The organism is Bradyrhizobium sp. CCBAU 65884 (assembly GCF_028128835.1).
GTDB classification, from domain to species: domain Bacteria; phylum Pseudomonadota; class Alphaproteobacteria; order Rhizobiales; family Xanthobacteraceae; genus Bradyrhizobium; species Bradyrhizobium ottawaense.
In genome coordinates this window covers 1-23,654 of record NZ_LBJU01000077.1, presented here as the reverse complement: position 1 = coordinate 23,654, position 23,654 = coordinate 1, and the positions used below count along the sequence as shown (strand labels likewise).

The 23,654-nt window shown below is 65.0% G+C and carries 24 protein-coding genes; 18 read left to right on the top strand and 6 right to left on the bottom strand.

The genetic code is table 11. The annotated features are described in order from the left end of the window. Positions 1-82 precede the first annotated feature (82 nt). Positions 83-1,423, bottom strand: a complete 1,341-nt coding sequence (locus tag XI03_RS03915; RefSeq protein WP_271591390.1) for an ABC transporter substrate-binding protein — start codon at positions 1,421-1,423, stop codon at positions 83-85. A gap of 460 nt (positions 1,424-1,883) precedes the next feature. On the opposite strand from XI03_RS03915, the gene XI03_RS03910 reads away from it, so the two are divergent. Both XI03_RS03910 and XI03_RS03905 read left to right on the top strand, forming a co-directional pair. Continuing rightward, positions 1,884-2,681, top strand: a complete 798-nt coding sequence (locus XI03_RS03910) for a Spy/CpxP family protein refolding chaperone (protein WP_038970347.1) — start codon at positions 1,884-1,886, stop codon at positions 2,679-2,681. Positions 2,682-2,792: 111 nt separating this feature from the next. Continuing rightward, positions 2,793-3,170, top strand: coding sequence for a response regulator (locus tag XI03_RS03905; protein WP_028144593.1), 378 nt, complete (start codon positions 2,793-2,795; stop codon positions 3,168-3,170). Between the two features lie 135 nt (positions 3,171-3,305). Here the strand turns inward: XI03_RS03905 and XI03_RS03900 are convergent, their stop codons facing one another. The 3 genes from XI03_RS03900 to glk all read right to left on the bottom strand — a co-directional run bounded on the left by XI03_RS03900 (position 3,306) and on the right by glk (position 4,961). Continuing rightward, positions 3,306-3,461 (bottom strand): hypothetical protein, encoded by a 156-nt coding sequence (locus XI03_RS03900; RefSeq protein ID WP_162832271.1) that lies wholly within the window; start codon positions 3,459-3,461, stop codon positions 3,306-3,308. A 143-nt stretch (positions 3,462-3,604) separates the two neighbouring features. Beyond that, entirely contained in the window at positions 3,605-3,808 is a 204-nt protein-coding gene (locus tag XI03_RS03895; protein WP_028136378.1) for a hypothetical protein, read from the bottom strand. A 151-nt stretch (positions 3,809-3,959) separates the two neighbouring features. Then, a complete protein-coding gene (gene glk / locus XI03_RS03890; RefSeq protein WP_095424142.1) occupies positions 3,960-4,961 on the bottom strand; it encodes a glucokinase in 1,002 nt (333 codons plus the stop codon). 259 nt (positions 4,962-5,220) lie between these two features. Here glk and pncA point away from each other — a divergent pair, with 259 nt between their 5' ends. The 14 genes from pncA (at position 5,221) to XI03_RS03820 (ending at position 21,049) form a co-directional block, all read left to right on the top strand. Beyond that, on the top strand, positions 5,221-5,859 hold the full coding sequence (gene pncA, locus XI03_RS03885; RefSeq protein WP_271591389.1) for a bifunctional nicotinamidase/pyrazinamidase: 639 nt from the start codon (positions 5,221-5,223) through the stop codon (positions 5,857-5,859). A 16-nt stretch (positions 5,860-5,875) separates the two neighbouring features. Beyond that, the gene (locus XI03_RS03880) at positions 5,876-6,991 is read left to right on the top strand and encodes an alpha/beta fold hydrolase (RefSeq protein WP_271591388.1); all 1,116 of its coding nucleotides are present in this window, start codon (positions 5,876-5,878) and stop codon (positions 6,989-6,991) included. A gap of 172 nt (positions 6,992-7,163) precedes the next feature. Beyond that, on the top strand, positions 7,164-9,197 hold the full coding sequence (locus XI03_RS03875) for an NAD(+) synthase (RefSeq protein ID WP_271591387.1): 2,034 nt from the start codon (positions 7,164-7,166) through the stop codon (positions 9,195-9,197). 32 nt (positions 9,198-9,229) lie between these two features. After that, positions 9,230-9,610 carry a GrlR family regulatory protein gene (locus XI03_RS03870; protein ID WP_271591386.1) on the top strand — a complete coding sequence of 127 codons (381 nt, stop codon included), beginning with the start codon at positions 9,230-9,232 and terminating at the stop codon, positions 9,608-9,610. 133 nt (positions 9,611-9,743) lie between these two features. Beyond that, positions 9,744-10,949, top strand: coding sequence for a DUF1236 domain-containing protein (locus XI03_RS03865; RefSeq protein WP_271591385.1), 1,206 nt, complete (start codon positions 9,744-9,746; stop codon positions 10,947-10,949). Between the two features lie 448 nt (positions 10,950-11,397). After that, positions 11,398-12,213, top strand: a complete 816-nt coding sequence (locus XI03_RS03860; protein ID WP_271591384.1) for a sugar phosphate isomerase/epimerase family protein — start codon at positions 11,398-11,400, stop codon at positions 12,211-12,213. Positions 12,214-12,236: 23 nt separating this feature from the next. Then, positions 12,237-13,874, top strand: a complete 1,638-nt coding sequence (locus tag XI03_RS03855; RefSeq protein ID WP_271591383.1) for an ABC transporter substrate-binding protein — start codon at positions 12,237-12,239, stop codon at positions 13,872-13,874. Position 13,875: 1 nt separating this feature from the next. Then, positions 13,876-14,859: an ABC transporter ATP-binding protein gene (locus XI03_RS03850; protein ID WP_271591382.1), complete on the top strand. Its 984-nt coding sequence runs from the start codon at positions 13,876-13,878 to the stop codon at positions 14,857-14,859. Then, positions 14,856-15,842 carry an ABC transporter ATP-binding protein gene (locus XI03_RS03845; RefSeq protein WP_271591381.1) on the top strand — a complete coding sequence of 329 codons (987 nt, stop codon included), beginning with the start codon at positions 14,856-14,858 and terminating at the stop codon, positions 15,840-15,842. The genes XI03_RS03850 and XI03_RS03845 overlap by 4 nt, the downstream gene beginning before the upstream one ends. Beyond that, entirely contained in the window at positions 15,842-16,771 is a 930-nt protein-coding gene (locus XI03_RS03840; RefSeq protein WP_271591380.1) for an ABC transporter permease, read from the top strand. The genes XI03_RS03845 and XI03_RS03840 overlap by 1 nt, the downstream gene beginning before the upstream one ends. Beyond that, the gene (locus tag XI03_RS03835; protein WP_152102939.1) at positions 16,768-17,628 is read left to right on the top strand and encodes an ABC transporter permease; all 861 of its coding nucleotides are present in this window, start codon (positions 16,768-16,770) and stop codon (positions 17,626-17,628) included. The genes XI03_RS03840 and XI03_RS03835 overlap by 4 nt, the downstream gene beginning before the upstream one ends. A 297-nt stretch (positions 17,629-17,925) precedes the next feature. Next, on the top strand, positions 17,926-19,776 hold the full coding sequence (gene ilvD / locus XI03_RS03830; RefSeq protein ID WP_038946817.1) for a dihydroxy-acid dehydratase: 1,851 nt from the start codon (positions 17,926-17,928) through the stop codon (positions 19,774-19,776). A gap of 389 nt (positions 19,777-20,165) precedes the next feature. Then, positions 20,166-20,483, top strand: coding sequence for a hypothetical protein (locus XI03_RS03825; protein WP_271591379.1), 318 nt, complete (start codon positions 20,166-20,168; stop codon positions 20,481-20,483). Positions 20,484-20,725: 242 nt separating this feature from the next. Continuing rightward, complete coding sequence (locus tag XI03_RS03820) at positions 20,726-21,049, top strand: hypothetical protein (RefSeq protein WP_038970325.1); 324 nt, start codon at positions 20,726-20,728, stop codon at positions 21,047-21,049. Between the two features lie 173 nt (positions 21,050-21,222). Here XI03_RS03820 and XI03_RS03815 read toward each other — a convergent pair whose 3' ends face one another. Beyond that, positions 21,223-21,744 carry a GNAT family N-acetyltransferase gene (locus XI03_RS03815; RefSeq protein WP_271591378.1) on the bottom strand — a complete coding sequence of 174 codons (522 nt, stop codon included), beginning with the start codon at positions 21,742-21,744 and terminating at the stop codon, positions 21,223-21,225. Between the two features lie 160 nt (positions 21,745-21,904). Here XI03_RS03815 and XI03_RS03810 point away from each other — a divergent pair, with 160 nt between their 5' ends. Continuing rightward, positions 21,905-22,996: an AI-2E family transporter gene (locus XI03_RS03810; RefSeq protein WP_271591377.1), complete on the top strand. Its 1,092-nt coding sequence runs from the start codon at positions 21,905-21,907 to the stop codon at positions 22,994-22,996. 173 nt (positions 22,997-23,169) lie between these two features. Further along, positions 23,170-23,340, top strand: a complete 171-nt coding sequence (locus tag XI03_RS03805; RefSeq protein WP_162832270.1) for a hypothetical protein — start codon at positions 23,170-23,172, stop codon at positions 23,338-23,340. 108 nt (positions 23,341-23,448) lie between these two features. Here the strand turns inward: XI03_RS03805 and XI03_RS03800 are convergent. After that, a partial coding sequence (locus tag XI03_RS03800; RefSeq protein ID WP_271591376.1) for a hypothetical protein occupies positions 23,449-23,654 on the bottom strand: 206 nt, incomplete at its 5' end.

The following is a 23,654-nucleotide window of genomic DNA, read 5'->3' as shown; positions in this document are numbered from 1 at the left end:
GGGTCGGCTTCCCGGCCATGCGAATCCGATGACGGGATGCAGGCGGCTCACGCAGATGGCGTGAACCGCCCGCACACCCCGGCTAGCTCCGCATGAAGCCTTCGCACTCGCCCTCGGCCCAGGCGAGGGCCTGATCCATGGTCTCGCCGCGTGCAAAACGCAGCGCCATCTTGGTCAGCGTCGCCTGGAAATAGATCTGCTGCGCGATCTTGGGCGGTGCCGGGGACGCCGCGATCGACAGCGTCTGATGCTTGTAGGGGTCGGGATAGTGAAACAGCGTTCCCTGCGGCGGTCCTTCCTCGGCCCAGGTCTTGAGCTTGGTCATATTGGCGTAGGCCGGCAGGTCGTAGCCGCCGCTCACCGCGACGAACTTCTCGATCGACGACGGCGAGGACATGTGAATGAGCAGGCTCTTGGCCGCCTCCTTGTTCTTGCCAAAACTCCAGACACCCCAGAAATAGGGCAGGTACGGTGCAAACCGGCCCTTCGGACCGGACGGGAAGCCGTGCGTCCAGCACTGCTCGGCCACCTGCGGCGCATCGCGCTTGGCGACGGCCCAGGCGCTCGGCGGATTGAGGATCATCGCGCCGCGGCCGGAGATCAGCCATTTGTTGTTCGACGCGTCGTCCCAGGACGGCGCATCCGGCGGCAGGAACGCGATCAGCTTCTTGTAGAACTCCATGGCCTGGCGAACGGCATCGGTCTTCACCGTGATGTCGCCCTTGGCGTTGACGAGCTCGGCGCCGAACGACTGGAAGATCGCGCCGGCGGTGTCCACGCTGTCGGTGGTCTCGCCGAGACCGATTCCGAACGGAACGCCGGCCTTGTGGCAAGCCTCGGCTGCCTTCAGGAAGGTCTCCATGGTCCAGTTCTCGACCTTGGGTGGGCCGCCGGCCGGGTACATCTCCTGCACGTCGATGCCGGCATGCTTCTTCATCAGGTCGATGCGGGAGCAGGGACCCTTGATCTGGCTGCCGGGTGTCGCGGGCACTGCGAGCCATTTGCCGCCCGACTGACCGAGATATTTGACGGTGCCGTTCACCTCACCGTTCTGCTTGAGGAGCGGCTCCATGACGTCGTTGAGCGGCTCGAGATTCTCCGAATAGGCCTGCGGCCACCAGCTCGGCATCTGGAGGATGTCGTGACCGGACTTGGCCTGGGCTTCGGCCGCGGCGGTCAGCTCGATCTTCTTGTTGTTGCTGGTGATGTAGTCGATGGAGACTTCGACCTTCTCCTTCGCGGCCCATTCATTGACGAGATCGGTGGAGGCCTTGTTGGCGCCCGGCACCCAATGGTCCCAGAAGCCGATCGAGAGTTTGCCGGCGGCGTAAGCGCCCCGGACATAGGGCGCTGTGATCAGCGCCGCGGAGGACATTGCAGTGGCAGCCACAAATTGACGTCGCGTCAGTGTCTTGCGTGACATCTCGTTTCCTCGCCTGGGTGTTTGTTGTTGGAGTTTCCTCTAAGACTTCTTTTCCGAGCTCTTGTTGGATTTTCTTATTGATGCCATCGGCCCGAGTGAACAATTCACGCAGGCCGCAGCAAATTGGTAGCGCGATCAGATCATGATTGACCGCGTCTGTCGAGAAAGCCGAACGTCTCGCGCCTAGAACTAACGTTGCGTCCCCGAACGCGGCATCGCTGTGCCGGTCCTGCGATCGTTTGTTTTGCGACGCACACTTCGCGTGAACCGGCCCCGAACGATCCGTGCGCAATTACGCCGCAGTTTCGAATAAGCCTGCATAACCGCTTCGCGCGAAAGACTTTTCGGACGTGGACAGCATTCGGCTGCGTCTGGACCGCGAAGCGGCGGAAACGATAGAGTTGCAGCTGGCGGGTGACTCCGCCCCAACAGGCCAGTCAGATCGACGATGGAGACGAGAATGATCAACCCGGCGCCGTCTGCGCGGCTTCACATGCGGCGATGGCTTGCGCTGGGGGCCGTGCTTACGCTGCTGCTCGGTGCGGCCGCAATGGCCCAAGCTCAAGGCTTGGTCAAAGGCGTTCAGGACGGCGCGGCGGCCGGAAACAAGGCGGCAGGTCCCGTCGGTGGCGTGCTCGGCGGTGCAATCGGCGGTGTGGTCGGCGTTTTCACCGGCGTGCTCGGCGTCGGCAACAACAATGGCAATCAGGCCCCGGCCGCCAAGGATGCAGGCAAGGACGCCAAGCAACAGGGCGCGGCCAAGGACAAGGATGCAAAGGACAAGGATGCAAAGGGCGCCAAGGCAGGCAAGGGCGCCAAGGCGAGCAAGGAGGCCAAGAACGCACCGCAGGGCAAGGACAATAAGGATGTCACCGTCCTCACTCAGACCGGCGCGCCGCAGCAGACCGCCGAGCAGATCGTCGCCAACAGCGATTCCTATATCGAGCGGATCAAGACTCAGCTGAACCTCACGGCTGATCAGGAGAAGCACTGGTACGGCTTCTCGAGCGCAATGCACTACCTTGGGCATAATGGTGCAGAGCGGCTCAACTTGCGGGTTGCGCGCGCCAAGCGGGATCCGCCCGACGACATTATCGAGCAGATGCGCAACGAGGCGCAGTTCCTGATCGACCGCGCCGCCGACCAGCGCAATGTCGCCGACGCCGCCGAGCCGCTGTTTTCGAGCCTCGATGACAAGCAGAAGCAGGTCTTCATTCAGGAGATGGTGCGGCTGAGCCACGAGCGGGGATTGGATTGATCAAGTTGAATCGGATCGGGCGCGTGTGAATTAACGGCGCCCGCCACGAATTCGTGAATCTTCTCCGCAATTGAGTTATGATTAGTTTGGCAAGCTGACTGCGGGGTTGATATGGCGGACGGACTCTCCGTTTTCCTGGTCGAAGACGAGGCGTTGATCCGGATGATGATCGCCGACATGGTGGTGGAACTCGGCCACCACGTCGTCGCGGAAGCGGACAATGTCCGGGACGCAAGCGCGTTCGCCATGACCGCGCAATACGATATGGCCATCCTCGACATCAATCTGATGGGCGTTTACGTCGATCCCGTCGCCGACCTGATCGAACGTCGCGGAAAGCCGTTCATGTTCGCGACGGGGTACGGTCCCGAACTGCTGCCGTCCTTGCTCCGGCGCAGGCCGATCCTGCGCAAGCCGATCGCAATGGATCAGCTCAAGGCGATGATCGATTCCATGTTTCCGGGAGCCCCGGTCAAAGCGCCGCACTGAGTGACGGCAAGACGCCGCACTGAGTGACGGCGAAGACGCCGCACTGAGTGACGGCGAAGGCGCCGCACTGAGATAGCCCAACGAAAATGGCCGCCCGTCGGGGGCGGCCATCTGGCGACGGAATTTGTCGCGGTCTCACATCAGGCCGGCGCCGAGGTCGATGCCGTACGTCATCAGGCCGAACGAGGCGACCAGGCCCGTGCAGCAGAACAGCAAGATGGTCTTGAAGGACGAATCGGCGAAACGCGTTTCGACGACGGCCGGCATCGCGGCGATCGAAATCATGCTCATGTCATTGCCCCCTTGTTTGACCCTGAATTGCATCAGGTGAGGGAACCCTAGAGCAAAAAGTTTGACGTCAGATTGCGGGGCATCCTTAACGGAATCTCAATTGGATCCCGCGTTCTCCGGCGTCGCGGGCCGGATTGCAAGTCTCAGTTGCGGCCGTTCTTCAGCACCCTGGCAATGGTGTGGGCCGTCATGGCCGCGCGGTCCGAAGCGCGCTGGGCGGCCAGCCGGTCTCGCGCCTTTTCCTCGATCAGCAAGTCGATCAGGGCCAGCCGCTTGTCTTCGTCATCCGCCTCGCTCAGCAGGCGATGATAGCGGTGGTAGTCGAAACCCAAATCCTGCTTACGCATGTCACGCCCCCGCAACTACGCCACACACAAACACACGGCAGGATTGTTTCTCATCCGGAACACGCAGGCAAGCACGTTCCTGCGTGGAACCGCGTGTGCGCGGCAATCAGCTGTGTATTAATGGAACCATGAGGAGGGAGGACGACCGAATTCAGTTTGGATTGGAGTCGGCGAACATCTTCAGGCCGACGAAGCTCGCGTCTGGCTTGGTCACGAGCTTGGTCGGGATGTTGCGCAGATAGTCCTGGAAGCGCCCCTTGGCTTCGAAGCGCGCCCGGAACGCAGAGGCGAGAAGGAACTCGGGGAAGCGCGGCACGATTCCGCCGGCGACATAGACGCCGCCGCGGGCACCGAACGTTACCGCGAGATTGCCGGCGACCGACCCAAGGATGGCGCAAAACATCTCCAGCGTCGCGCGGCTGACGGGACAGGTGCCTTCCAGCGCGGCCTTGGTGATGGCGGCAGCGTCGCGGTGCGGCACCTGGGCGCCGTCAACCTCAGCCAAGGCTTCGTAGAGGTTTTGCAGCCCGGAACCCGAGAGCGCGCCACGCTCGATGGAGACGTGGCCAAGGCGTCGGCGCAAGCACGCAATCACACGTTCCTCGCGCTCGTTCTCCGCCGGCAGGGTCGCATGTCCGGCCTCGGTGACGACGGCGAGGCGCGCGCCATGGCGTTCGACCAGACACGAGACGCCAAAGCCGGTTCCGGGGCCGACCACCAGCAACGGCTCGCCGGGCAGGCCATCCTGTCCGCCGAGCGGGATCAGATCGGCAGGCCGCAAGGCGGGCAGGGACCAGGCCACCACCTCGAAATCGTTGAGCACATGGACGCTGTCGAAGCCGAGAGCCGGCTGCAGCTCGTTGCCGTCGATGACCCAGGGACTGTTGGTCATGACGCAGCGGTTGTTGGTGACGGGACCCGCCACGGCCAGCACGGCTCTTTGCGGCTGCTCGCCGCCGGACCGGCGCGCCAGCACGTCCGCGATGGCTTCCCGAACGGTCGGGAAGTCGGCGACTTTCACATAGTCGATCGGTCCGGTCTGGTCGCCGTTGCCGAGGTCGCCGCGGTCCAATTCGCTCCGGATCAGCGCGAAGCGCGCATTGGTGCCGCCGATATCGGCGAGAAGTATCTGTCCTGTCTTGCCGATATTCATGACTCCGTGGCTGCCGCCGCCTTGCGGCACGACAACCCTGTCCTCCAGTCCTTCGACCCGATCCGCGCAGTCGCGGACAGTGCGAGAATCCGCCCTTGGGTGCGCCTAGTCAACACGGACGAGGCCAAACCGTTGCATCATGGGGGTTTCCCCATGACCAATTCGCGCGGGGCTTCGCACGGCGCGGGCGGTTGCGAAGCGGCGCGGGAAGGCCGACACTCAGCGGACTTGTCCGGCGCCGGCGCGCCGGGCACATCGAATGAGACCGGCGATGAAGATTTCCGACCGCGACGTGTTGCTGGTGATCGACGTGCAGAACGATTTCTGCTCCGGCGGGGCGCTTGCCGTTCCCGGCGGCGAGAAGGTCGTCCCTTTCATCAACCGAATCGCCCAAAAATTCGCCAATGTGGTGCTGACCCAGGACTGGCATCCGCGCGACCACGTCTCGTTCGCGCCGAACCATGCGGGCAAGCAGCCGTTCCAGACCATCGAGCTCGACTACGGCACCCAGGTGCTCTGGCCGGCGCACTGCGTGCAGGGTACCTCGGGTGCGGAGTTCCATCGCGATCTCGACGTGGTCGGGGCGAGCCTCGTGGTGCGCAAGGGCTTTCGCCGTGGCATCGATTCCTATTCTGCGCTGTTCGAGAACGACAAGCGGACGCCGACGGGACTGCTTGGATATTTGCGCGAACGCGAGCTGAAGACCGTGTTCGTCGCCGGCCTCGCGCTTGATTTCTGCGTCCGCTTCTCGGCGGAGGATGCCCGCAAGGCAGGGTTCGAGGTCGCCGTCATCGAGGACGCCTGCCGCGGCATCGATCTCGACGGCTCCGTCGCCGCGGCCCATCGGAGTTTTCGCGACCTCGGCATCTCCATCGTGAGCCTCGAGGCGTTCCTGTGACGATGGTGAGATAGCCATGGTGAATCAGGCCGGCAAACAGAGCGGCGCGCAGGGCCCCGTCCCGGACGACCCGCTGCTGTGGCCGTTGGCAGCGGCGCGCCTCGCCATGGACAGCTGCTTCTGGTGGCTGGAGCGCGCTCCGGCGGAGCAGGGCGACAGCACTTTGTCCTGGACGACGCAGAGCACCGTGGCGCTGGAGCTCGCGACCATGCGCCTGCGCGATTGCTCGCAGGCGCGGTCCGGCCAGCCGGCGCTGGTCTGCGCGCCATATGCGCTGCATCGGGCCCTGATCGCCGATTTCGCCCCCGGCCACAGTGTGGTGCAGTCGCTGCAGACCGGCGGCATCGACCGGGTCTATCTCACCGACTGGCGGTCGGCGACGCCGGATATGCGCTATCTCTCGATCGACAGCTATCTCGGCGATCTCAATGTCGCCATCGACGAGATCGGCGCGCCGGTCGATCTGGTCGGCTTGTGCCAGGGCGGCTGGCTGTCGCTGCTTTATGCGGCGCGCTTTCCGGCCAAGGTGCGGCGGCTGGTGCTGGTCGGCGCTCCCGTGGATCTGTCGATTGAATCCTCGTTGTGCCGGCTCACCCGCAACGCGCCCGAGATGGTCTACGACCAGCTCGTCGCACGCGGCGGCGGCAATGTCCGCGGCGAGGAGATGCTGCGCTTCTGGTCCAAGGCGCCGAACCGCGACGACATCGTAACGGCGTTGCAGAGAGACCTCTCGGACGAGGAGGGCGCGGCGCTGCTCGCGCGGTTCGACCGCTGGAACGCCGAGACGCTCGATCTGCCGGGCAAATACTATCTGGAGATCGTCAACCGGATTTTCAGGGAGAACCAGATCGCTAGCAGCAGTTTCGTCGCTCTTGGTCGCACGGTCGATCCGACGGACGTCAAGGCGCCGGTCTTCCTGCTGGCCGGACTCGACGACGAGGTCGTGCCGGCTGCGCAGGCGCTCGCCACCGCCGGTCTCCTCGGCACGCCGCCGGCCTTCATTGCGGCGGCTTCCGAGCCGAGCAATCATCTCGGCCTGTTCATGGGCGCGCGCACCCACGCGCACGCCTGGCCGCGGATCGCCGCGTGGCTGCGCGACGATCTGTCCGGCGTGCTGGCCCGCAGCGCCTGAGCCCGCCAAGGTACCGGGCAGACCAAGGCGCTGGGCAGATGGCGCTGGGCAGACCGCGGCGCAAATCCGTTATGCATGACGGCGGATGGCCTGCACGGGACCGGGTCGATGGGCTACATAGGGTCTGGAGCTGACGGCTTCGGCAGCGAAGAGATTAAGGGTACTGCGCTCGATGACTTTCCACTCGATCTACGCCCACGGATTTGCGCGCGTGGCGGCCTGTGTCACCACGTCCCATGTCGCCGATCCCTCGGCCAACGCAAAGGCCGTGCTGGCGGCGGCCGATGCCTGCCATGAGCAGTCGGTGGCGGTCGCGGTGTTTCCCGAGCTGTGCCTCTCCGGCTATGCGATCGAAGACCTGGTCAAGCAGGATCCGCTGCTCGATGCGGTCGAGCGCGGCCTCGTAGGCCTCGTTGAGGCCTCAGCGGGACTGATGACGGTCCTGATCGTCGGAGCGCCGCTGCGCTTTGGTCATCGCATCTACAATTGTGCCGTCGTCATTCACCGCGGCAACATCCTCGGCGTGGTGCCGAAGACGTACCTGCCGACCTACCGCGAATTCTACGAAGGGCGGCATTTCGCTTCCGGCGCCGGCATGGTCGGAGAGACGATCGCGTTCGGCGGGCTGCATGCGCCGTTCGGCGTTGACCTCTTGTTTGCGGCCGAGGACGTTCCGGGCCTCACCATCGGCGTCGAGATCTGCGAGGACATGTGGATTCCGGTGACGCCGGCCTCGGAGCTGGCGCTTGCGGGCGCGAGCGTGCTGATCAATCTCTCGGGTAGCCCGATCACGATCGGCCGGGCGCGCTCGCGCGCGCTGCTGTGCCAATCGACATCGGCGCGCTGCCTCGCGGCGTACGTCTATTCGGCCGCTGGGGCCGGGGAATCGACCACGGATCTTTCCTGGGACGGCCAGACCTCGATCTACGAGAACGGCGTGCTGCTGGCCGAGGGCGAGCGGTTCCGCCAGGGCGGCCAGATCACGCTGGCTGACGTCGATCTCGATCTGCTCAGGCAGGAGCGTGCCTTGATGGGGACGTTCGATGACAACCGCCGGCAGCGCGAGGCGTTTTTCCGCAAGGTGACATTCGCGCTGAAGCCGCCGGCCGCCGACATCGGCTTCCTGCGCAAGGTCGAGCGCTTTCCGTTCGTGCCGAGCGACGAAAGCCTGCTCGAGCAGGATTGCTACGAGGCCTACAACATTCAGGTCGCCGGCCTCGTGCAGCGCATGCGCGCGACCGGCACCAAGCGCGTCGTGATCGGCGTGTCGGGCGGGCTTGATTCCACCCATGCACTGATCGTCGCCGCCAAGGCAGTCGACCTGCTCGGCCTGCCGCGCGAAAACATCCTGGCCTACACCATGCCGGGCTTTGCCACCGGCAGTGAAAGCAAGACCCATGCATTGGCGCTGATGCAGGCGTTGCAGACGAGCTGGCAGGAGCTCGATATCCGCACCACCGCGACGCAGATGCTGAAGGATATCGGCCATCCCTTCGGCAATGGCCAGAAGGTCTACGATGTCACCTTCGAGAACGTGCAGGCCGGCCTGCGTACGGATTACCTGTTCCGGCTCGCCAACCATCACGGCGGCATCGTCATCGGAACCGGCGATCTCTCCGAGCTCGCGCTCGGCTGGTGCACCTATGGCGTCGGCGACCAGATGGCACATTACAACGTCAATGCCGGCGTGCCGAAGACGCTGATCCAGCATCTGATCCGCTGGGTAATCTCATCGAAGCAGTTCGGCGACGACGTCAACCGGACGCTTGGCTCGATCCTGGCCGCCGAGATCTCGCCTGAGCTGGTGCCGGTCGAGCCCGGCCAGAAGCCGCAGAGCACCGAAGCATCCGTCGGCCCTTACGAGCTGCAGGATTTCAACCTGTTCTACACGCTGCGGTTCGGCATGCGTCCGTCCAAGATCGCCTTCATGGCGCAGCACGCGTGGAAGGATGTCGCCAGTGGCGAATGGCCGCCGGCGTTCCCGAGCGACCGGCGCAAGGCCTATGATCTCAAGGACATCCGCCGCTGGCTCGAGGTGTTCCTGCGCCGCTTCTTCGCCTTCAGCCAGTTCAAGCGCTCGGCGATGCCGAACGGCCCGAAGGTCTCGGCGGGCGGCTCGCTGTCGCCCCGCGGCGATTGGCGTACGCCCTCGGATTCGAGCGCGGCGGCATGGCTCGAGGATCTCGAGCGGAACGTGCCGAACTGATCGGGGAGGCGGATCGTTGGGGAGATGATCTGATGTCGGCAGGGGATGGAGCGGAAGCGGAGGAGGCCAGGGTCGTCAACGGCCTCTACATCTTCGACATCGAAATGCGCGACGGCAAGCGCGGGCAGGCGAGGGGCGTCGTCGTGCTGTGCGACGGACGGATCATGGGCGGCGACAGCTATTTCTACTACACCGGCACCTACACCTTCCGGAACGGCAAGTGGCGTGGTGACATGATCGTCAATCAGCATACCGAAGCGGTCGGCAGGACGCTTGCGTTCGGCGGCAGGGAGGTCACCTGCGGCTTCTCGGGCGACTATTCCGCAGGCGGTGCCGAGGTCGAAGGTATGGCACTGGTCGGCAAGACCAGCGTGACATTCACCGCCCGCCTCACGCTGAAGGACGCGATGTAAATCCGCGTGACCGGCCCTCGTTCCTGCTCAGGAACCTTCGCACCTACAGAGCGTTCGCGTCTGTTGTTGCGAATTGTCGAGGAGAGGGACCATGCGTCAACATTTGATGTTATCGACTGCGGCCGTCGGGCTCATGCTCGCGTCCGGCATCGCCTACGCCCAGGCGCCCGGTGAGCGCAGAGACGAGCCAAAACGGACCGAGGAACCGGCGAAAGGCGCCGCGCCCCAGCGCGGTGGTGCAGCTCAAGAACGCGTCCAAGATCGCGCCCAGGGCGCACAAGAGAAGGTGCAGGGAGCCGGCCGCGAGGAAAAAGGCGGCGGCCGCCGTGCGGAGGAAGAGAAGGGACGACCGGGCACCGCCGCCGAACGCGGCCAGCCCAATGCGAAAGAGCAGGCCCAGGAGTCTCGCGAGCCATCGCGAGATCGCAACCGAGAAGCCGACACGGCGAAACAAGGTCGCGAGACCGGCAAGAGCAGCGCCGAGACGAAGCAGGATAAGTCTGCGCCGCAGAAATCAACCGCCGAGTCCGAGAAATCCAAGACCGGCCCCGCTGGCCAGCAGAACGAGCGCACGGGAGCTGCGGCCAACCAGAAAGAGCAGAACCAGCCTCCGCGCAATGCCGCCGAGCAACAGCCGGCGCAACAGAACAACCGGCCGGCCACCGCGACGGACACGAACCGCGCAGCTCCGACCAACAATGCGCAAACCGCACCTTCCGGTACGCAGACCAATCAAGCCAATCAGACCACCCAGACCAACACGCAGGTTGGTCAGCAGACCAGCGTGACCACCGAGAAGCAGGTGCGGATGTCTGAAACGGTGAGCCGCGCGCGATTGGCGCAGCCGGAGCGCAACCTGAACATCTCGATCCGGATCGGCGAGACGATCCCACCGCGCGTGCGTCTCTACCGGCTGCCGCCGGAGATCGTCACGATCGAGCCCCAATATCGGGATTACGAGTATTTCGCGACCGATGACGACGTCGTCATCGTGGAGCCGCGGACGCATCGGATCGTCAGCCAGGTGCCGCGCGATCCGTCGCGAGCCCGCGCGCAGATGGGCGGCGCGGCCTCGTCGAACGTGGCAGCCGCCGGCAGCGCGACGAACAATAGCGTGAATTGTCAGATCATGCGGCGTGATGCGTCGGGCAATGTCGCCCAGGCAGAGCCGTCAACGGTCGGCTCGACCGCGCGCACGGATTCGCTGAGCGTGACGGTTCAGATGCCGGATGGCAGCTCGTCCGCGCCGGTCGCCCTTGGGGCGGCCGCCGGCAATATCGTGGTCGCGACGCAAGGGCAGGGCGACTGCTCGGTGACGATCGAGCCGCAAACGCGCTGATCGAAAGACGTCGCTGAAACGACAACGCGCCGCCCGGATGCCCCAACCGGACGGCGCGTTGCTGCGTTCAATCTGAAAGCTTCGAGGTCCGGAGTGCCTAGGAGTCCGGACCTCGTCACCTTGCCCCAGCCTTCAATCCCCCGCCCCATGTGGTCCCCCAACCCCATGTAGCGCGATCAGAGGGTGATGCCCGTGGAAGTGGCCGCCGATCGATGCACGCGATGTACGTGACATCGCGATAGGATTCCATTCCGGATCACTACGGACATAGATACCGCTTGCCATGTGCCCGTTCTGCATCGGTGGTCTGATCGCTGTTGCCTGGTCCGCGGCACGCGATCGGCAGGATGTCCACATCTCCTCGGCGCCGCGCAACTCGAATTCACGGGCCTGTCATTGAACTGGTCTAGCGCTGCTCCCGTCATCGCTGACGGCGAAGGAGCAAGCCATGTCGAAGCCGGTGCTGGGCGCCGCATTGTCCATCAAATCGATCCCTGCACATCGCGACTGGCTCCTCGACCGGCAGCGCGATCTCGAAATCCAGGATTTCTTCCGCGCCGATCTGCTCGACAGCGACTGGCGGAGCACGGCCGGCGAGATCAAGCAGATGCTGGTAGGCCATACCGGCCGGCTCGGCATTCACGGCCCGTTCTGGGGCTTCAAGATCGACAGCCACGATCCCATGATCCGCCAGGCCGTGACCAAGCGCCTGCTTCAGGGCCTCGATGCCGCCGAGTTCCTCGGCGCAACGCAGATGGTGATCCATTCGCCGTTCACGACCTGGGATCACAACAATCTCGATCTCTATCCTGATAATCGCGGCAATCTGGTCGAGCGCGTCAAGGCGACGCTCGCCGAGGTGATCGCCCGCGCCGAGACCATCGGCTGCGAGATCGTCATCGAGAACATCGAGGACAAGGATCCGCGCGACCGCGTCCGTCTCGCCAGGGCGCTCGAAAGTGCCAAGGTCCGCGTCTCGCTCGACACCGGGCATGCCAACTACGCCCACATCTCCACCGGTGCGCCGCCGGTCGACTATTACGTCGAGACCGCCGGCGACATGCTGACCCATGTGCATCTGCAGGACACCGACGGCTTTGCCGACCGGCACTGGGCGCCGGGTGAAGGCAACATCCCCTGGGTCGCCGTGTTCCGCGCCCTGGGACGGTTGAATTCCCACCCGCGGCTGATCCTCGAACTCCGCAACCACGACGACGTCCGCGCCGGCGCAGCCTATCTGGCCGCGCTCGGTCTCGCCGAATAACCGCATCATCTGGGGCTACCGCCATGAGCAAATTCACCCGTCGCGCCGTCCTGAAAACCGGCGGCGCCGCCGCAGGTACGCTGCTGCTGCCGCGCTTTGCGATCGCGCAGGGCGACAACCGTCCGTCGGTGACGATCGCCGTGCAGAAGGTGACGAATGCGAACGTGCTCGACGTGCTGCGCGAGCAGTCCAATGTCGGCGAGCGCGTGTTCTTCTCCTCGATCTGGGAAGGCCTGATCTCCAAGAACTGGCGCGGCAGCCTCGAGGCCGTGCCCGGCCTTGCCACCGAATGGCGCCGCATCGACGACCAGACCGTCGAGGTGAAGCTGCGCCAGGGCGTCAAGTTCCACAACGGTGACGAGTTGACCGCAGAGGACGTCGTCTTCACCTTCAGCCGCGAGCGCATGTTCGGCGAGACCGAGGCGAAGAGCCGCTCCACCATCCAGGCCTTCGAGAAGATCCCGACGCCGCGGCCGGGCAAGGAATTGCCGCCGGACGTCCCCGCGGTCGCACGCCGGATTTGGCCGGACCTCGTGCGGGTCGATGCGGTCGATAAATACACGGTGCGCTTCTACAACGCGACGCCCGACGTCACGATCGAGGGCCGGCTGTCGCGCTACGGCTCCGACATCATGAACCGCCGGGCCTGGGACGAATCCGCGAGCTATCTCGATTGGGCGCGCAAGCCCGTGACGACCGGCCCCTACAGGGTTGTCGAGCTCAAGCCCGACGTGTCGCTGACGCTGGAAGCGCACGACGAATATTGGGGCGGCCGTCCGCCGCTCAAGCGCATCCGCTTCCTGGAAGTGCCGGAGGTTGCCAGCCGCATCAACGGGCTGCTCTCGGGCGAGTACCAGTTCGCCTGCGACATCCCGCCGGACCAGATCGCCGGCATCGAGAAGAACGCCGCGTTCGAAGTGCAGGGCGGCACCATCCTCAACCACCGCCTGACCGTGTTCGACAAGAACCACGCCCAGCTCGCCAATCCCTTGGTGCGGCGCGCCTTCACCCACGCGATCGACCGCCAGACCATCGTCGACAGCCTGTGGGCCGGCCGCACCCGCGTGCCGAAGGGGCTGCAGTGGGAGTTCTACGGCGACATGTTCAACTCCGACTGGAGCGTGCCAGCCTATGATCCAAAGCTGGCGCAGGATCTGCTCAAGCAGGCCAATTACAAGGGCGATCCGATTCCCTATCGCCTGCTCAACAATTACTACACCAACCAGGTCGCGACCGCACAGGTGCTGGTCGAGATGTGGAAGTCGGTCGGCCTCAACGTCCAGATAGAGACCAAGGAGAACTGGTCGCAGATCATGGAGCGCGCGCCCACGCGCGCCGTGCGCGATTGGTCTAACTCGGCCGCCTTCAACGATCCGGTCTCCTCGCTGGTCGCCCAGCACGGCCCGAACGGCCAGCAGCAGCAGATCGGCGAATGGACCAATGTCGAGCTGAACAAGCTCTCGGAATTCCTGGAGACCTCGACCGACCGTGCCGCCCGCAAGAAGGCGTTCCGCCGCATGCTGGAGATCGCCGAGCGCGAAGACCCCGCCTACACGGTGCTGCACCAGAACGCGACCTTCACGGCCAAGCCGAAGTCGATCAAGTGGAAGGCCTCGCCGGCGTTCGCGATGGATTTCCGCGCCGGCAATTTCGAGGCCTGAGGTGTCACCACTGGTCAGCATTGCAGGCCTGAGCGTCGCCTTCAGCGGCGTGCCGGTCCTGCGCGGCGTCGATCTCGCTCTTGGCAAGGGCGAGGCGCTCGGCCTCGTCGGCGAGTCCGGATCGGGCAAGTCGGTGACCTGGCTTGCCGCGCTCGGGCTGTTGCCACGGCATGCCAAGGTCTCGGGCTCGGTGCGGCTCGACGGACGCGAGATCCTCGGCGCGCCGGCCGCCGAGCTCGACCAGGTCAGGGGCGGGCGCGTCGCCATGATCTTCCAGGATCCGGCGAGCGCGCTCAACCCGGTCTTGACCATCCGCAAGCAGCTCTGCGAAGCGCTGGCGCTGCATCGTGATCTCCAAGGCAGCGCCGTGAAGGCGGAAGCGCGACGGCTGCTCGATCTCGTCGGCATTCCCGATGCGGGCCGGCGGCTGGAGGCCTATCCGCACGAATTCTCCGGCGGCCAGGTCCAGCGCATCATGATCGCGATGGCGCTTGCCGGAAATCCGGATCTCCTGATCGCGGACGAGCCGACCACGGCGCTGGATGCCACCATTCAGGCCCAGATCCTGGAGCTTCTCTCGACGGTCCGCCGCGAACTCGGCATGGCGATGGTGCTGATCAGCCATGATCTCGGCGTCGTCGCGGAGAATTGCGACCGCGTCGCGGTGATGTATGCCGGCCGCATCGTCGAGCAGGCCCCCGCCAACCAGCTGTTCGCCGATCCCGTGCATCCCTATGCCCAGGGCCTGATCGGCGCGCTGCCGCCGCTCGACGGACCACGCCGCCGTCTCACCGCCATTCCCGGCACCGTGCCCGATCCCGCGATGATGCCTGATGGCTGCGCCTTCGCGCCGCGTTGTGCGATGGCGGCCGAGCCGTGCGGCGTTTCCGCGCCGAGTCTGGCGCCCATCGCCGATGATCGGGCTGTCGCCTGCATCCGCGCCGAAGCCTCGCGCCGCGCGCTGCTCGGGATCGCGGCCGAATGAGCCCGCCGCTCGTCGAGGTGTCCGCGATCGCTCGCAGTTATTCCCAGCGTTCCGGGATGTTCGGCCGCAGCACAGCCGTGCACGCGGTCGATGGCGTGTCGCTGACGATCCGCAAAGGCGAAACGCTGGGCCTCGTCGGCGAGTCCGGTTCGGGCAAGTCGACCACCGGACGCGTCGTGCTCGGCCTCGAGCCGCCCGATAGCGGCGAGGTGAGGTTCGACGGCAAGCCGATGGCGGCAACCGGAACGGCCGCGTGGCGCGCAGAGCGCGCCCGCATGCAAATGATCTTCCAGGACCCGCTCGGCGCGCTGGACCGCCGTTTGCCAGTCGCGGCGCAAATCCGTGAGCCCCTCGACATTCACGGCGTCGGCACACCCACGATGCGCGATGAGCGCGTCCGCGAATTGCTGCGCGCCGTCGAGCTGACGCCTGCGCATGGCGCGCGTTATCCGGGCGCACTGTCCGGCGGTCAGCGTCAGCGTATCGTGCTGGCGCGGGCGCTGGCGACAAAGCCCGACTTCCTGGTCTGCGACGAGCCGGTCAGCGCCCTCGACGTCTCGATCCAGGCGCAGGTGGTGAACCTGCTTTGCGATCTCCAGGCCCAGCTCTCGCTCACCTTGCTGTTCATCAGCCACGATCTGCGCGTCGTCAGGCAGGTCAGCAATGTCGTCGCCGTGATGTATCTCGGCCGCATCGTCGAGGTCGGCAGCGCCGACGATCTGTTCGCGCGACCGGAGCATCCCTACACCCAGGCGCTGGTGTCCGCCTCGCCGGCACCGGGCCGCCGCAGCGCAGGCCGCATCGTGCTCGCGGGCGATCCGCCGAACCCAGCCGCGCGACCGCAAGGCTGCACCTTCCATCCGCGCTGCCCGCGCGCGATCGCGCGCTGTGCGCGCGAGGTGCCGGCGCTCGCGGCTGTCGGTGGCAACAGGCAGGTCGCCTGCCATCTCGTCACGGGCGCCGAGACACGGGACGCGGCGTGATGGGACGCTACTTCGCCATTCGCATTGGACGCGCGGCGCTCACGATCGTGCTCGTCGTCACCTTCGCCTTCGTCGTGCTGCGGCTGTCAGGCGACCCTGCGCTGATGATTTTGGGACCGGAGGCGCCGCCCGAGGTGCTCGCGGCGTTCCGCAAGGCCTGGGGCCTCGATGATCCCATCTGGTTTCAGTATCTCGATTATTTCGGCGCCATCGCAAAGGGCGAGCTCGGCCGCTCCATGCGCGACGGACGGCCCGCGATCGAGCTGGTGCTGGAGCGGATTCCGGCGACGCTGGCGCTGACCTTACCGGCCTTCGCCTTCAAGGTCGCGCTCGGCGTTCCCGCCGGCGTCTACGCCGCGCTGCACCGGGGCTCCGCAATTGACCGCGCCGTGATGATGACGGCGGTGGCCGGCTTCACCGTGCCGAGCTTCGTGCTGGCGCTGCTGCTGGTGCTCGTGTTCGCCGTGCAGCTCGGCTGGCTGCCCTCGGGCGGGCAGGACAGCTGGCGCCACGCGATCCTTCCCATTGCGACGCTGAGCCTCGGCGGCGCGGCCGTGCTGGCGCGATTCACCCGCAGCGCGATGCTGGAGGTGCTGGGCCAGCCCTATATCCGCACCGCATCCGCAAAGGGCGTGCCGTGGCGCAGGGTGGTGACATCGCATGCGCTGCCGAATGCGGCGATCCCGACCGTCACCATTCTCGGCTTCATGGTGGGCACGCTGATCGCAGGCGCGGTCGTGGTCGAGAGCGTGTTTGCCTGGCCGGGAGTAGGGCGGCTTCTCGTCGTCGCGGTCGCCAACCGCGACCTCGCCGTCGTGCAATGCATCTTGCTGCTGGTCGCCATGACCATGGTCACGTCCAACCTCATTGTCGACTTCCTCTACGGCTTCCTCGATCCGCGGTTGCGCGCAAAAGGAGCGCACGCATGACCGACGCCACGCTGAAAGACACGGCCAGCGGCCGCCGCATCAGCCTGCCGGCGATCCCGGTCTCGGTCCTGCTTGCGGCCGCCTGGATCGTCGCGATGCTGGTGGTTGCGGCTTTCGCGGAGAAGATCGCGCCCTACAGCTTCACCCAGCTCGACCTGCGCAATCGGCTGGCCGCGCCCGGCAATGTCGCGCACTGGCTCGGCACCGACGAGCTCGGCCGCGACGTGCTCTCGCGCCTTCTGGTCTCGATCCGCATCTCGCTGCTGATCGCCTTCGGTGCGACCGCCATCTCCGCGATCGTCGGCACCACGCTCGGCTTCCTCGCCGCGCATTTTCGGGGCGCCGTGGAGCAGTTCGTGCTGATGCTGACCGACTTCCAGGCCAGCATGCCGTTCCTGATCATGGCGCTCGCGGTGCTCGCCTTCTTCGGCAATTCGCTGCCGCTGCTGATTGGCCTGATGGGCATGTTCGGCTGGGAGCGCTACGCCCGCATCGCCCGCGGCCTTGCCATCTCCGCCAATGCGCAAGGCTACGCCGCGGCGGTCCGCCAGTTGGGGGCGACGCCGCCCCGGATTTACCTCCGGCACATCCTGCCCAACATCGCCTCGACCCTGATCGTCTCGACCACGCTTGTCTTCCCCGAGGTGATCCTGATGGAGTCAGGCCTGTCCTTCCTCGGCCTCGGCGTGCAGCCGCCGATGACCAGCCTCGGCAACATGGTCGGCTACGGCCGCGAATACCTGACCCGGGCCCCCTGGATCATGCTGGCGCCGGCCGCCACCATCGTCGTGACCACGCTGGCAGTTTCGGTGATCGGCGACTGGCTGCGCGACCGGCTCGATCCGACGTTGCAATAACGGATGCGCCTCGGGATCATCCGCCGTCATTCCGGGGCGCGCCGAAGGCGCGAGCCCGGAATCCATTGTCCCGCGGGTGCTGCCACCCGATGGATTCCGGGTTCGATGCTGCGCATCGCCCCGGAATGACGGAGAGAGGTAGGCTAGGCGCCGAAAACCCCGCGCCGGGAGCAGGGGAGCCCTGTCCGCCCCAAGTTCCCGTTGCGCGCGTTCCCCGCGTGCGCTATCCGGCCACAAAGGCCTGAGGCGGCACCAGATTTTCCCGCCCGGCCGGTCAAACCGAGGACGGAAACCGCCATGCCAGCCTATCGCTCCCGCACCACCACCCACGGCCGCAACATGGCGGGTGCCCGCGGCCTCTGGCGCGCGACCGGCATGAAGGACGCCGATTTCGGCAAGCCGATCATCGCGGTCGTCAATTCCTTCACCCAGTTCGTGCCCGGTCATGTCCATCTCAAGGACCTCGGCCAGCTGGTCGCCCGCGAGATCGAGCAGGCCGGTGGCGTCGCCAAGGAGTTCAACACCATCGCGGTCGACGACGGCATCGCGATGGGCCATGACGGCATGCTCTACAGCCTGCCGTCGCGTGAGCTGATCGCCGACAGCGTCGAGTACATGGCCAACGCGCACTGCGCCGACGGCCTCGTCTGCATCTCCAATTGCGACAAGATCACCCCCGGCATGCTGATGGCCGCGCTGCGGCTCAACATCCCCGTCGTGTTCGTCTCGGGCGGCCCGATGGAGGCCGGCAAGGTCAAGCTGCAGGGCAAGACCAAGGCCGTCGACCTCATCGACGCCATGGTCGCCGCAGCCGATTCCAAGGTCAGCGACGACGACGTCAAGGTGATCGAGCGCTCGGCGTGCCCGACCTGCGGCTCCTGCTCGGGCATGTTCACCGCCAACTCGATGAACTGCCTGACCGAGGCGCTGGGCCTCGCGCTGCCCGGCAATGGCACGGTGGTGGCAACCCATGCCGACCGCAAGCGCCTGTTCGTCGAGGCCGGCCACACCATCGTCGATCTCGTCCGCCGCTATTACGAGCAGGACGACGCATCCGTGCTGCCGCGCAACGTCGCAAATTTCAAGGCGTTCGAGAACGCGATGACGCTCGACATCGCCATGGGCGGCTCGACCAACACCGTGCTGCATCTGCTCGCCGCCGCCCATGAAGGGCAGGTGGAATTCACCATGAAGGACATCGACCGGCTTTCCCGCCGCGTGCCCGTGCTGTGCAAGGTCGCGCCGTCGGTCGCCGACGTGCATGTCGAGGACGTGCATCGTGCCGGCGGAATCATGGGCATTCTGGGCGAGCTCGACCGCGCCGGCCTGATCGACACCTCGGTCTCGACCGTGCACGCGCCGACCATGAACGACGCTCTGGAACGCTGGGACATCAAGCGCTCCAAGAGCGAAGCGGTCCGCACCTTCTTCCGCGCTTCGCCCGGCGGCATCCCGACCCAGGTCGCCTTCAGCCAGGAGCGCCGCTACGACGAGCTCGATGCCGACCGCGAGAAGGGCGTGGTGCGCGACCTCGAGCACGCCTTCAGCAAGGACGGGGGCCTTGCCGTGCTCTACGGCAACCTCGCGCAGGACGGCTGCATCGTGAAGACCGCCGGCGTCGATGCTTCCATCCTGAAATTCTCGGGCCCCGCGCGCGTGTTCGAAAGCCAGGATGCGGCCGTCGAAGGCATCCTGGGCGGCAAGGTCGTCGCCGGCGAGATCGTGGTCATCATCTACGAAGGTCCGCGCGGCGGCCCCGGCATGCAGGAGATGCTCTATCCCACGAGCTACCTGAAATCGATGGGCCTCGGCAAAGCCTGCGCGCTCGTCACCGACGGCCGCTTCTCCGGCGGCTCCTCCGGCCTGTCGATCGGCCATCTGTCGCCGGAAGCCGCCGAAGGCGGCAACATCGGCCTGGTGCGCACCGGCGACCGCATCGCCATCGACATCCCGAACCGCAGCATCAGCTTAGAGGTCTCCGACGAGGAGCTCGCCAAGCGCCGCGCCGCGGAAGAGGCGAAGGGCGATGCCGCCTGGCAGCCGGCTGCGCGCAAGCGCAACGTCTCGACCGCGCTGCAGGCCTACGCTGCGCTCACCACCAGCGCCGCGCGCGGCGCCGTGCGCGAGGTCAAGCGGCGTTCGAAATAGCGCCTCGACACGCCTCAGGCGGGAGTCGATTTCTCCGAAGCGCTCGCGGTCCCCCCGCGAGCGCGCAGATGCGCTTTGCAGGACAGACAAATGAAGCCGGGACGGGGGTGGCAAAGAAACGGCCCCCGCCTCCTGGGGTGTGGGCTATTGGGGGGGTGGAGGCGAGAGCCGCTTTGCGAAGTGGGCACCCGACGTGCGGGCTCGCCCGCCAGGCCCTGTGAATTTAGTGTATTTGTGCCCACTTTGCTATTTAATTTTTATTTATTTTCGTTGTTTTTTTATTTAATCGTGCAATCCTAAGAAAAATAGCCGAAATCCATTTTTCCGAATCCGGCCAGGCGGTCGCCGAATCCTCCGCAACAGTCCGGATGCCATTAGCGGAGTAAGCCATGAGTCAATCTCCATCGCTCGTGCCGCACATGACGACAGACCGGGACGTCTATCTCGTGCTCGATGATTTCGGCCGGCGGCTCGGCCGCGCCTGGTGTGAAACTGCCGAGGAGGACACCAATCGGGCGACCCTGCTCAGACATCTCGTCGAGGGGCAATATCTCCATCCGGCACGTGTCGTGGCCTTCAATACCGCGGAAGGATGGTCACGAGATGCCACCGCAGAAATAGCGGACGAGCTGCGCCGCCGCTTTGTCGAATTCGAGGAGACAGATCCCTCGCTGCTGGAGTTTTTGGAAAGAGCGGCGAGGCGCTGAAGCGCGAGCTTGACGGAGGCGGATGAGGGCCTTTCGCGTTAATGCGCGTGGTCAATGAGTTCTTACCGGTCGGCCGCGATTGGCCGTTCGCATTAAGGATGCCCCGACGAAGTTCGGCAGCCCTGGATTTTGCGGCGTATACTGCCTGCGACCTTCGCAAATCCATTTTTGGGCAACTGGGCACCACCGCAATGTCTCGTACTCTCGCTGTTGTTTTCTCGACCGCCGTCGCCGCGATTTCCATGACGGGCGCAGCCTCCGCCGGCTGCTACAATTGCTACGCACCGCCGCCGTGCCAGACCTGCTATCAGCAGCAATACGTGCAGCCGCAATACCGCACCGTCGACGAGACCGTGATGGTCTCCCCGGGCTCCGTCGTCGCGCACCGCTCGCCCGCGCAGTACCGCACCGTGATGGTGCCTCAGACCGTGATGGTCGCGCCGCCGAGCGTCCAGTACGAGCGCATCCCCCCGCAATACGCCACGCGCCAGCGCGTCCAGATGGTCTCGCCGGGCTATTCCTATTACGCCCCGGTGCAGATGGGATGCGCGTCCTGCGGGTACTGAGCTAGAGGCAGTCACGAAGAACATTTGCGCGGCGCTCCTCACGGGGCGCCGCTTTCTTTTGCGCGGTGTAAAGGGAGCGGATCTTTGAACCGGTAAGCCCTTGTTGCCGAGCTACATGTATCAGAAGGCGGCAGTGTTTTGCGCGAGCTTGAGGCGTCGTCCGAGAGCTTCTATCAGGTCAGCGTCAGTACCATATGGACCGTATCAGCTTCGCGGCGTTCTGCGCGTTCGAACCCAAATCTGCCAAGAAGACTGAGCATCGCAGCGTTGTCCGGCAGCACCTCCGCGGTCAGTTCCTTCAGCCTGGCTTCGCGGGCAAGGCTGATCAGGTGACGCAGCAGCAGTCCGCCGATGCCGCGTCCTTGCCAGGCGTCGATCACCATGAAGGCCGTCTCGGCGCAGCCCGGCCCGGCTGCGACATATCGCGCGCCGCCCACGATGGTGCTCCGACCTGCATTCGCCACGCACGCGACCAGCGCCACATGGTCCTTGAAATCGACCTCGACGAAAAAGGCGCGTTCCTTCTCGGAGAAATGACGCTTTAGCATGAAGAAGCGGCGCTGGAGGGACTGTGTGCCCACCTCGCCAAGCGCGGCCAGCATGGCGGCTTCGTCATCTGGCCGGAGAGCACGGATCTCCACGGCCGTACCGTCGCCGAGCTGATCGTTTCGCGCGTAATTTGCTGCATCCGACATGCGTTCGCGTCGCAATTGTTGAGCCGCTACGTGACAACGGCACCCGTCCGATCAGGCCGCTTTCAGTCCTTTGCCGGTTGATTTGGATCAAGCCTGCAGTCCCAGTCCGGCCGCTAGGCTTTCCGCATGGAGCCAATCAGCCGGGCGCAGGCCGCAGACCTTGAAGACACTTCGCCAACTTTTTTCCACCAGCGACGTCGTTCAGCTCGTGATCCGGCTCGGCTTGCTTGCGCTGCTAATCCTGTGGACGCTCCTGATCATCCGTCCCTTCGTGCCGATCCTGACCTGGAGCGCGGTACTTGCCGTGGCATTCTATCCGGTCTTCAGCTGGCTCGCGAAATGTCTGGGCGGCCGCCCGCGGACAGCGGCGGTGCTCCTTACCTTCACCATGCTCGGCATCGTCATCGGTCCGGCGGCCTGGCTCGGCCTCAGTGCGGTTGAAGGGGTCAGGGAGCTCGCAGGGCAACTCGGTAGTGGCGATCTCGCGCTGCAGGCGGCTCCGAAGCGGATCAGGGACTGGCCGCTGGTCGGGCCGCAGCTCTACGATCTCTGGAATCAGGCCTACACCAACATCCGCGCGGCCGTGCGCGAGGTTGCGCCATATCTGAAGCCGATTGCCGGCATGATGCTGTCATTCGCAGGCAGCGCCGGCCTTGGCACCCTGCAGTTCCTGATGTCGGTGCTGGTCGCCGGATTTCTCTTTCCATATGGTCCGCAGCTCGTCAGCGCGATCCGTGGTTTCCTGTTCCGCATCGTGCCGGAACAGAGCGAACATTTCCTCGAGCTGGCGGCTGGGACCATCCGGGCGGTGTCGCAAGGTGTCATCGGCGTTGCCATCATTCAGGCGCTGCTCGCCGGCATCGGATTCAAGCTGGCGGTCATCCCGAGCGCGGGGCTGCTCGCCGTCATTGTTCTGCTGCTGTCGATCGTGCAGCTCGGCGCAGGGATCGTCCTCATTCCGGTCGTCATCTGGATCTGGATGGACAAGGACGTCACCACGGCGCTGCTCCTGACTGTGTTTCTCGTCATCGTCGGCCTTCTCGACAACATCCTGAAGCCGCTGGTCATGGGACGGGGCCTCTCCACGCCGGCGCTCGTCATCCTGATCGGAGTGATCGGTGGCACGCTCGCGCATGGGATCATCGGTCTGTTCATCGGACCGATCATTCTTTCGGTCGCCTGGGAACTCACAGCGGCCTGGATCAGCATCGACCGGGCCGTGCGGCCTGCGCAGCTTGTCGCTGACCGTTGACTTAAATCAACGCCTCAGCGATGGCGGCGCCTCTTGAATGCCTTGCACGACGACGCAGCATCCTCTTTTTGGACATCAAGCGCCAGCGCGGCGATCATTGGCAACTGAACCTGCCCGCAGGGTAATTCCTACTATCGCTATTGATGAACGCAGAAGCGCAAGTGAGGTCGGTTATGGCCGGAACGAACAAGCTCTCGGTCGAGAAAGCTCTCGAAAAATTGCGCCAAGATGATCGGATCAAATCGAGCGGAGAGCAGCGTGACGAAAAGAGTGAAGACCTGCGTCGAGAGATCAAGCGCATGAGGGCGCAGCGATCGCGGCTTGATCGCGCGCCCTCCAAGTAAAGCGTAGCTGTGTCCAGGCGCAACCATCCACGTGCGCACGGATCGAGCCGGCCAAGGCTGGAGTAAAGGCTGGAGTAAAGCGATGTGGGTGCTGATGTATGTCTTTTCCTACTCGATCAGTCCTGCCGCGACGAACGACAAGGCGGAATGGCGGCTCCTTCCGACGGTCGTCTTCCAGGAGTTTTCCAACGAAGAGCGGTGCCGGAAGGCCAAAGTCACGCTTGAAGGAAGCTTGAGCGTAACCGGCATGAGGCCCCCACCTAGCCGCCGCTCGGTTTGCGCTCGATACAGCCTGGCATGAGCTGATCGGTGGA